The organism is Campylobacter sp. IFREMER_LSEM_CL908, assembly GCF_025771545.1.
GTDB classification, from domain to species: domain Bacteria; phylum Campylobacterota; class Campylobacteria; order Campylobacterales; family Campylobacteraceae; genus Campylobacter_D; species Campylobacter_D lari_D.
Map to the genome: position 1 here is coordinate 61712 of NZ_JAKMQK010000012.1, position 9378 is coordinate 71089.

Consider the following 9378-nt stretch of genomic DNA (forward strand, 5'->3'; position numbering starts at 1 on the left):
TTACCTTTAATCTTGATTTTTAACAATAGAGCATAAGCTCATATCGCCTTGGATAATTTTTAATAAATTTCCTTCTTTAAACATATTACATACCACAATAGGTAAAGCATTATCTTTAGCTAGAGCTATTGCTGTATCATCCATAACTTTTATATTATCATGTAAAGCTCTTTCATAGCTTAACTCATTAAGCATAATAGCATCATCAAATTTTTTAGGATCTTTGTTATAAATTCCATCTACCTTAGTTGCTTTAATGATCATATCTGCTTGAATTTCAACCGCTCTTAAAGTTGCAGCAGTATCTGTAGTAAAATAAGGATTGCCAGTACCACAAGCAAAAATAACTATGCGTCCTTTTTCTAAATGTCTATGTGCTCTTCTCATAATATATGTTTCGCAAAATGCTTCCATTTGGATAGCACTTTGAACCCTCACATCAAGTCCAGCACTTTCTAATGCTTCTTGCATAGCTATAGAATTAATTACAGTAGCAAGCATACCCATATGATCGCCACTTGTTCTTTTTATCAGTCCATCTCTTGCAGCAGATACCCCTCTAATGATATTACCACCACCTATTACAATACCTACTTCAACATTTTCATGAATCAAACTTTTTATTTCAGAAGCTATATATTTTAAAATAGAATTTTCTATACCAAATCCATTTTCTCCAGCCAAAGCTTCTCCAGAAAATTTAACCAATACTCTTTTTCTTTTATTGTTCATTAAATTTCTCCTTTGATTTAAAACTATATCAAAATTCGCATTAAAAAAAACTAATTTATTTAATCATTTCCAAAGGATTGATATGAAAATTCTTTTGGGTTACTTCAAAAGTTAAATCACTTTCAACCCTACCTATAATATAACCTTTTTTGATATTTCTACCTACTTTAACCCCAGGAGCAATTTTATCTAAATGTGCATAAATAGTATGTATACCATCTTTATTTTCAACAATCACAACTTGCTTTAAAGTTGGAGTTGCTTTTGCAAAAACTACTTTTCCATCTAAGACATTTCTTACCGCAGCATTAGTACTATCACTTTTTAAAACTACATTTTCATTATAGATCTTAATATTATAAATAGGATCTATATAATTTCCAAATTTTTGCTTTACCGTATAAGATTCTAAAGGAGCTATTGTCTTAGGACCACTATAGCGCTTAACACTACTTGTTTGATAGCTTGAACCCACTTGTTTTATGTTTGAATTTGGCTTTTTATCATCCTTTTTTTGTGCTAATTTTTCTTCTTCTTTTTCTTTGATAATTTTTAATTTATTGAGTGTTTTTCTTAATTCTTGCTGTTGGGCTTGCAAATTAGAAAGTTTTCTAGTATAAATTTCTTTATCAGTTTTTTGTTTAGCTATTTCTTGCTCTTGTTTTTTTCTAAGGTTTTTAAGCTCATCAATTTGATCTTTATAAACTTTTAAATTATTATTAATTGTAGTAATTTGTCTTTGCTTTTCTTCTATTTTTTTGCTCACATCTTCATAATCTTTTGAAATTTGATAAAATTCTTCTTTGAAAATTTTATCCAAAACCCCAACTAACTCCAAAGCAATAATACTATCTTCACTTTCAATATAATTTTTAGGGATTGCTAAATCATAAGCAAAATCTTTAGCAATTAAATCAATAATTTTTCCTTCGATCTTATTTTTATTTTGCAAAAGATCTTTATTTTGTGCATTAAGCTGCTCTAATGCTTTTATTTGAGTTTTCACAGATCCTTCAAGTTTAGAAGTTTTTGAAGTTAAGGTGCTAATTTCTGAAGCAATTTTTTTTAAATTTTTCTCATTATCTAAAATTTCACTAGCTAAATCTTCTAATTTTTTAGATAATTGCTTTACTATGCGTTCATTTTCTTTAATATCTTTTTGCTTTTGTGCAATTTCATTTGCAAATAAAACAGAAAAGGAAAATAAAAAAAGCAAAAAGCATTTTTTCATTTTCTAACCTTAAACATCACAAAATTCACACAAGCAAAACAAACACAAAGCATTGCTAAAAAAATCAAAAATAAATGCGTGAAAATACTTATTTTAGGTAAGCTAATATCTACACTTTGTAAAGCTAGCTTAATAGATTCAAGATCATAAACTTGGGTAAAAAATAACACAAGCAATAAAAATGCTATAAAGCAATCAATAAAAACTATCTTATAAAGCATAAAAGATCTAAACCAAAATGGGGCACCAAGCAAGCACATGATTTCCACTCTTTGAGTATGCTCGAAAAGCCAAATTTTCATTTGTTTAAGCAATAATACAAAACTAAGCAATATTATAATAAACAAGAAAAACCATAATAAAAATTTCACTAAAACTAAAAGTTTATAAATTTTTGTATGCGTTTTTGCAAAAGTCTCCACTCTAGTAATGTTAGGATTTTTTAAAAGTTTATCTTTTAAAATGTTTAACTCATCTTCTGACAAAAGCTTATTAAGCTTCAAAGTATAAAATTTTGGCAATGTAGCCTTTAAAACCTCTATGTTTTTAGCTGATATATCATTTTTAAGTCTATCTATCATTTCATTTGGATTTAAAATTTCTAAAGACTGAAAATGACTAACCTGCTCTTCTATGTTTTTTTTATCTAAGTGAGTTTTTCCTACTAAAATGATATTATAGTCTTTATTTAAAAGTTTTTCATAATATTCAATAGTTTTATTTGTGATAATCAAAAACTCAAAAGCAAACATCATCACCATTAAAGCAAATATTAAAGAAAGATGATTTTTAAAAGATTTCATTCATTCTCCCATTTTCTATATTAAAACGACGATAATCAAGTCTTAAATTAGTAGGAATTCTATGTGTAACAACTACCACGCAAGTTCCAAGTATTTCTCTGGCTGATTTTAACAAAGTCCATATAATATCTGAAGAATACTCATCTAAATTTCCCGTTGGCTCATCGCATAAGAGTAATTTTGGATTATGTGCTAGAGCTCTTGCCATGGCCACGCGTTGCTGCTCTCCACCTGAAAGTTGAGCTGGCTTTTTATCAGCTTTGAAAGTTAAATTTACATGCTTTAAAAGCTTTGCGGCTTGTTCTTTACATACATTTTTACTATAACCTTTAATCATCAAAGGTAACATTACATTTTTTTCTACACTAAATTCTTGAACCAAACGATAATCTTGAAAAATAATTCCTATTTTTTGCCTAAGCTGCAAAAGTTCAGCATTAGAAATATCCACTAAATCATTATTGCAAACCTTTAAATTTCCACTTATTGGCTCCAAATCCCCATAAAAAGATTTTAACAAAGTTGATTTTCCGCTACCACTTTTTCCTGTGATAAAAACAAAATCATTATCTTTTAGCGAAAAACTAGCATTTTCTATAACAAGCTCATCATAACCAAGACAAAGCTTTTTGGCTTCTATCATCACTGCTTTTTCCTTATCATTTGTTTGATAATTATTTAAATCATTATTATTTAATATAAGAATACAATATTTCTCTTAATTTTTCTATAGCTTTTAAATTTTCTTTAGTTTTAAAAGGTTGCTCAAAGATAAATTCTATCTTTTGTAAGTTTAATACTATATAAACATGTTCAGGTTTATAAAAAGCACCAAAAGCTATTTTAATAACAAGTTCTTCATCTTTAATATACATTTTTTCAAAATGCAAGAAAAAATCTTCGCCTTTAAAAACTTCATTTTTAAAATTCTTTTTTATACAAGCTAATTCTTTTGTATTTAATTTTAAATCCTCAATAGCAAATTTTTGATTTTTATTCAAGCTTTTACTCTTGCTAAAACCACTAATGATTAAATCATATATATCTTTATTTTGTCTTTTCCAACGATCTTCATATTTACTTGAAATTTCTAAATTTTCATTTTTTTTGATTAAAGCTTTTAAATGTGAGAAAGTTAAAAAAGTCTCCAAAGTAAAATCAAAATACAAAAAACTATCCGTTCTAAGTTCAAATTGTCCATCTTCTTTTAAAACCCTAGCGCATTCATTTGCAAAATTTAACCCCACTACTCTACGGTGAGGCTTTTTATCCCAAGGAACAGGAAAATGCAAAAAGATTTTATCCACAAGATTAGATTCAAGTACGCTTAATAATAATCTTGCATCAGTTTCTATTAATAAAACATTGTTTAAATTTTCACTTAAAGCAAGTTTAGTTACTTGTTCTAATGCGGGAGTATAAATTTCTATACCAACTATCAGTACATTAGGATTTTGCCTAGCTTGATAAAGTAAATGTCTACCGCTTCCAAAACCTATTTCAATATAAATTTGTTTTTTATTTTTTATTTGTTCTAAAATTTCTTTTAAATCATTAGCAATTAAAGGTGTTTTTTGGATTAACCTTGTGTGTTTTAGCGCCACAGCTTCACAAACTACATCTTGAGTAAAATTTTCTTTAAATACAAGTAAAGCCTTTTGCAAATACCCAATTTGCGAAGGCTTAGTATGTTTTTCACCCTTTATAAGCCATTCTTGTTTTTTTTCATCTTTTTTAATTTGTAAAAAAAATTTTTCTTGGTTTATACGCGTAAAAAGCAAATCAACATTTTCACCTTTGGCAAGCCATAAGAATTCAACTCCATCTTTTTCAAAAGGAAGTTGAATTTCTTTTAAAATTTTACACTTAAAATTTGGCATTATTTTACTGCTGTAAATTTATCAGAAGCTTTTGATTCTATGCCATTTGCATCAATTGCAATAACTTCATAACTATATACTTTTCCAGGAGCTGCAGTAATATCTTTTAATTGTTTAGATTTAATCTCTTTAAACACAGCATTACTTCCACCACCACTTCTTTTAACTATGTATTCTTTAGCTCTATCATCATTATCAATCCACTCTACTCTAATACCATCATCTTCAACAGCACACAAAACAATACTTGGCGCTAATGGTGCTCCTAGGGTAATACCTTCAACAGGCTCACTTGCTATAGGACTTTCTAGGCCATCTTTATCGACCATACTAACTTTATAATATCTTTTTTCAGCCACACCTTTAACCACATCTTCATAAGTATTTTCAGAAGTTTTAGCTACCACACTAAAAGGTAAAAAAGTAGTTGAACTTGAATAAATTTTATAATAAGCAAAATCAGCATAATCAATTTTATCCCAAGTTAAAATAATTTTTCTTGGTGCGTCTTTACTTGCTTGTAAATTACTTATCATAGGAGGAAGGGCTTTGGTAGTTGATTCTACTATTTTACTTGGAGTGCTTTTAATACCATCATAAGTTAAAGCTATAATTCTATATTGAAAACTTTCATCAGGTTTTAGCGAATCATCTATATATTCAGCACTTAAGCGATTTTTGATTCTAGCTAATTCTTTAAATTTCATATCTTTCATATTTGCACGCTCAATGATGTATGAATTTACTCTTACATCAGGGTGTGGTCTCCAAACTATTTTTACACGATTTGGCAAACCAACAATAGCTTGCACAAAAGGCACTGGATCAATCACTCTATTTGTAAAAGCTTCTATACTTACACCATCTTGAGAAACTTGTCCAAGTTCATTAAAGGTTTTCATAGAATAATAATATCTTGTATTTGGTGCTAAATTTGTATCAGTATAGTGAGTTTGAAATTTATTTTTGATTTTTGCTATAAGCTCCATAGGTGCACCAGCTGCATTTGCTCTATAAATATAATAACCTGCTATATTTTGATCATACAAAGGTTCCCATTCAAACGCTATACTTGTAATATCACTTATACTTTTAATACTTGATATTTTTGGTAAAGTATCATTTACTTGAGCAATCTGCGGTGAACTTACGCTACAAGCACTAAAAGCTAAAGCAGAACTTAAGATAATCCAATGAAGTTTTTTCATCTATCTCTCCTTGTGTAAAATTTTCTTTTAAAATTTGATAAAAATCATCAAACATAGGAGCTTTTACAAACATCAACTCTTTAGTCCTAGGATGAATAAAATAAATCAAATACGCATGAAGCATTACTCTATTATACTTTATTTTTCCTTTATATCCGTATAATTCATCTCCTAAAATATAGCGATTAAAATCTGCTAAATGCACCCTGATTTGATGAGTTCTTCCTGTGTATAACTTAGCAGCTATCAAAGAGCAATTTTTAGCGCTTAATAAATTTATAAAATCTGTTTTTGCATTTTTTGCTAAAGGATTTTTAGTATTTGTAGTAATTTTTTTAAGCCTATTGCTAGGACAACGCATAATAGCTTTTTCATTACTCATTTTATCATTTTTCAAAGGCAATTCACTCAAAGCAAGATAAAATCTACCCATGCTTTTATCCAAAAGCCGATTTGCTAAAAATTGATGTGCTTGATTGTTTTTAGCTATGATGATAGCTCCACTTGTGCCCTTATCAAGTCTATGCACAAGCCCTGCTCTATGTTCTCCATTTAAATTTGATAAAGCATAACCCTTATGCAAAAGCCAATCCACCAAAGTCGCTTCTTTAACACTACTTGCACCATGCACGACAACATTAGGAGCTTTGTTTAAAACCAAAACATCATCATCTTCATATAAAATTTCTATATCAAACTCAGGCGTGTAGCTTTCTTTGGCTTCTTTTACTAAAGGTAAAAAAATACTTATTTCATCTTTTTGTTTTATTTTTTTAGAACTTTTATTTTCTATTTTTTCATTAATATATATGCAGTTTTCTTTGATTAGTTTAGCAACTTGCGAACGACTTTGCTTAAGTATATCTGATAAAAAAACATCCAATCTTTCTTCACAAAGTGATGAAATTTTTAGCATATTATATTTCCTTGTGATAAAATTTGCAATTTTAGCATATAATTATGTAATATTTTATAAAAAGGGTAGCTTTGATAAAACTTGATAGAAGAATTTTAACACATTTTGACTTTGTACAACCTCTTTTAGTGTTACCTATCATAGCTATATCTTTTCTTTTAATTTATGAGGCAAATACGCGCTTAGCTGAAAAACAATTTATCTATACTTTAGTGGGTTTTGCAGGATTTGCGTTTTTTTTCTTTTTACCCTTAAGAAGACTAATGTGGCTTATACCTGTGTTATATTGGATTAATATAGCTTTACTTTTAAGTGTGGATATTTTTGGTGTTGAAAAACTTGGAGCTAGAAGATGGCTTGAAATACCTTTTACGCATTTTACCATACAACCTTCTGAAATTTTTAAGCCCTCTTTTATTTTAATGTTAGCTTATTTGATTTATCAAAATCCTCCACCGCCTAATGGCTATGGCTTAAAACAATTTTTAAAGCTAAGTTTTTATATTTTACTTCCATTTTTACTTATAGCAGGAGAACCTGATTTGGGAACAGCTTTGGTGCTTTTAATAGTAGGCTTTGGAACGCTTTTTATCATAGGAGTAAATTATAAAATTTGGCTTAGTATTTTTTTAGCTATAGCCATAGCCTCACCTATTATTTATAGTGATTTTTTAAAGCCTTATCAAAAACAAAGAATTCATGATTTCTTAGCTGAAGAACCAAGTTACCATGTAAAACAATCCATCATTGCAATAGGAAGCGGTGGTTTGAGCGGAAAAAAAGCAGATGAAGCTACACAAACACATTTTAAATTTTTACCTATTTCTACGAGTGATTTTATCTTTGCATATTTGTCTGAAAGATTTGGTTTTATCGGTGCAGTTGTAATCATACTACTTTACACCTTACTCATTTTTCATTTATTGAGTTTAAATTATAAGCTCAAAGATGATTATTTTACAAGAGTGGTGACAAATTGCATTGCTTTGTTTATTTTCATATATGTAGCGGTAAATATATCAATGACCATAGGTTTTGCTCCTGTTGTTGGTATACCTATGCCATTTTTTAGTCATGGGGGAAGTTCTTTTGCTACTTTTATGATTTTCTTTGGAATTTTACAAAATTTAATAACCTTTAGATATTTAGCAATAGAAAAAGCGGTAAAAATAAAATTCTAAATTTAAATTAAGGAAATAAAGATATAATAACATTTTTATTTTAACTTCTGGCGGATTTATAGCTCAGTTGGTTAGAGCAACCGGCTCATAACCGGTTGGTCGCAGGTTCGAGTCCTGCTAAATCCACCATTTATTTTGCATTACAACTTGATTTTCAAAAAAACATTTTCCAATGATTTTTTAGTATTTTGATGATATTTTTGCAAATTTCTTTCTTTTTGCTTTCTTCTATTTGGAGTTTATCTAAAAAAGTTTCTTCAAGAGTGTTAATAAGTTGCATACATTCTTTTACATTAAATCTTTCTACTTCGTTTAAAGGTGATAACGCTTTTAACAATAAATCTTTATATTCCATAAGAGTTTTAATATCTACCTCTGAAAGCTGGGCTAACAGAGATAGAAATTGTGCAAAATTATACAGTGGCATATATTTCTTTCTTTTTCCACAACATTATAAAATGTGCCTATATATCCGACTAATAAAATCTTTCATGATCTCCACCACCAAAAGTAACCGCTCGTGTTTCTGTGACATTTACACCTAAAGTATTAAATCTCATTGTAAAAGTAGGAGTATCGGTCAATGGTTTAGTGCACCATGTAGTTGATATTACAACTTTTGCTTCACCAGAATTATCAAATTCTTTATCCCATCTTTGTATAATTGGCACAGTTTGACCAAGGCCAACTAAGAGATTAGTTCCACTAAAATCAACTTTTTCTCCTGCAATTCCATCGGTTAATGTTAAAGTTGCACTGGTGTAGCATGAAGCTGGATCTTTCCAAGTATCATATATTGCATGAATGCGTTTTTGCACCTCAATACTTCCTACAATTGCTTCAGAATCAGCTCCATCCCATTCTTTATATTTCACTTTAAGACTAAAAATTCTACCGGTGTGTTGAGCAACTTTTCCAATAGGTTTAAAATTTAAATAAACTGAACCTTTATCATCAGTATGAAGCGTGCCTTTATTTACAAAATTAGTATAACCAAGATACTGATCTGGTTGAACATCTACACTAGAGTTTGGAATTAGTCCATATAACTCTATAGTTGTTCCTGTATCAAATGGAATATTATTTACATTTATTCTTGGATGAATTGGACCATTAAATACAGCTGTTTCACTAGCTTTTTCACTTCCATCTTCATATTCAACGCTTACTGTTATCGGACGAACATTAGGATTAATTGTTCTAAACTTAGTTAGCGCAGTACCTTTACTATCAAAATATTTTGGAATTAGATCTTCTTTTGGAAGTACTCCATCGCCGGCAATGCTCCATTTTATTTTTGCATAAGGGGTGCCTTTTGCCAATATACTGACAGTTTCAATCAAATATGGATTTAGCCTTGTTTTACCAAGAGTTAATTGAATTGGAATCTTCTTATAATTTAATTCTTTACTTAAATTTTTACCCAT

The 9378-nt window shown here is 29.1% G+C and carries 10 protein-coding genes and 1 tRNA gene; 2 read left to right on the forward strand and 9 right to left on the reverse strand.

Annotated features, from left to right (window positions below; genetic code table 11):
• Positions 1–6: 6 nt before the first annotated feature.
• From pyrH to L8U04_RS06235, 7 genes are read right to left on the reverse strand one after another with little or no spacing between them, the layout of a single operon-like run.
• Positions 7–732, reverse strand: coding sequence for a UMP kinase (pyrH, locus tag L8U04_RS06205; protein ID WP_133319251.1), 726 nt, complete (start codon positions 730–732; stop codon positions 7–9).
• A gap of 55 nt (positions 733–787) precedes the next feature.
• Positions 788–1963 (reverse strand): murein hydrolase activator EnvC family protein, encoded by a 1176-nt coding sequence (locus L8U04_RS06210; RefSeq protein WP_263671839.1) that lies wholly within the window; start codon positions 1961–1963, stop codon positions 788–790.
• Complete coding sequence (locus tag L8U04_RS06215; RefSeq protein ID WP_263709635.1) at positions 1960–2766, reverse strand: ABC transporter permease; 807 nt, start codon at positions 2764–2766, stop codon at positions 1960–1962. The genes L8U04_RS06210 and L8U04_RS06215 overlap by 4 nt, the downstream gene beginning before the upstream one ends.
• Positions 2753–3409, reverse strand: coding sequence for a cell division ATP-binding protein FtsE (locus tag L8U04_RS06220; protein ID WP_039625813.1), 657 nt, complete (start codon positions 3407–3409; stop codon positions 2753–2755). Before L8U04_RS06220 ends, L8U04_RS06215 begins: the two co-directional genes overlap by 14 nt.
• Positions 3410–3455: 46 nt before the next feature.
• Positions 3456–4646, reverse strand: a complete 1191-nt coding sequence (trmB, locus tag L8U04_RS06225; RefSeq protein WP_263709636.1) for a tRNA (guanosine(46)-N7)-methyltransferase TrmB — start codon at positions 4644–4646, stop codon at positions 3456–3458.
• Complete coding sequence (locus L8U04_RS06230; protein ID WP_263709637.1) at positions 4646–5854, reverse strand: ferrous iron transporter A; 1209 nt, start codon at positions 5852–5854, stop codon at positions 4646–4648. The genes trmB and L8U04_RS06230 overlap by 1 nt, the downstream gene beginning before the upstream one ends.
• On the reverse strand, positions 5808–6770 hold the full coding sequence (locus L8U04_RS06235) for an RluA family pseudouridine synthase (RefSeq protein ID WP_263709638.1): 963 nt from the start codon (positions 6768–6770) through the stop codon (positions 5808–5810). Before L8U04_RS06235 ends, L8U04_RS06230 begins: the two co-directional genes overlap by 47 nt.
• Before the next feature lie 71 nt (positions 6771–6841).
• On the opposite strand from L8U04_RS06235, the gene L8U04_RS06240 reads away from it, so the two are divergent.
• Complete coding sequence (locus L8U04_RS06240) at positions 6842–7951, forward strand: FtsW/RodA/SpoVE family cell cycle protein (protein WP_087700555.1); 1110 nt, start codon at positions 6842–6844, stop codon at positions 7949–7951.
• Positions 7952–8003: 52 nt separating this feature from the next.
• Positions 8004–8080: transfer RNA gene (locus L8U04_RS06245), tRNA-Ile, on the forward strand.
• Between the two features lie 25 nt (positions 8081–8105).
• Here the strand turns inward: L8U04_RS06245 and L8U04_RS06250 are convergent.
• Together L8U04_RS06250 and L8U04_RS06255 are read right to left on the reverse strand one after the other, a co-directional pair.
• Positions 8106–8378 (reverse strand): hypothetical protein, encoded by a 273-nt coding sequence (locus L8U04_RS06250; protein ID WP_263709639.1) that lies wholly within the window; start codon positions 8376–8378, stop codon positions 8106–8108.
• A 49-nt stretch (positions 8379–8427) separates the two neighbouring features.
• Entirely contained in the window at positions 8428–9273 is an 846-nt protein-coding gene (locus L8U04_RS06255) for a hypothetical protein (protein ID WP_263709640.1), read from the reverse strand.
• Positions 9274–9378: the final 105 nt, after the last annotated feature.

Coding starts and splice junctions, on each gene's coding strand:
- pyrH (WP_133319251.1), bottom strand. CDS start 732: ATGAACAATAAAAGAAAAAGAGTATTGGTTAAATTTTCTGGAGAAGCT.
- L8U04_RS06210 (WP_263671839.1), bottom strand. CDS start 1,963: ATGAAAAAATGCTTTTTGCTTTTTTTATTTTCCTTTTCTGTTTTATTT.
- L8U04_RS06215 (WP_263709635.1), bottom strand. CDS start 2,766: ATGAAATCTTTTAAAAATCATCTTTCTTTAATATTTGCTTTAATGGTG.
- L8U04_RS06220 (WP_039625813.1), bottom strand. CDS start 3,409: ATGATAGAAGCCAAAAAGCTTTGTCTTGGTTATGATGAGCTTGTTATA.
- trmB (WP_263709636.1), bottom strand. CDS start 4,646: ATGCCAAATTTTAAGTGTAAAATTTTAAAAGAAATTCAACTTCCTTTT.
- L8U04_RS06230 (WP_263709637.1), bottom strand. CDS start 5,854: ATGAAAAAACTTCATTGGATTATCTTAAGTTCTGCTTTAGCTTTTAGT.
- L8U04_RS06235 (WP_263709638.1), bottom strand. CDS start 6,770: ATGCTAAAAATTTCATCACTTTGTGAAGAAAGATTGGATGTTTTTTTA.
- L8U04_RS06250 (WP_263709639.1), bottom strand. CDS start 8,378: ATGCCACTGTATAATTTTGCACAATTTCTATCTCTGTTAGCCCAGCTT.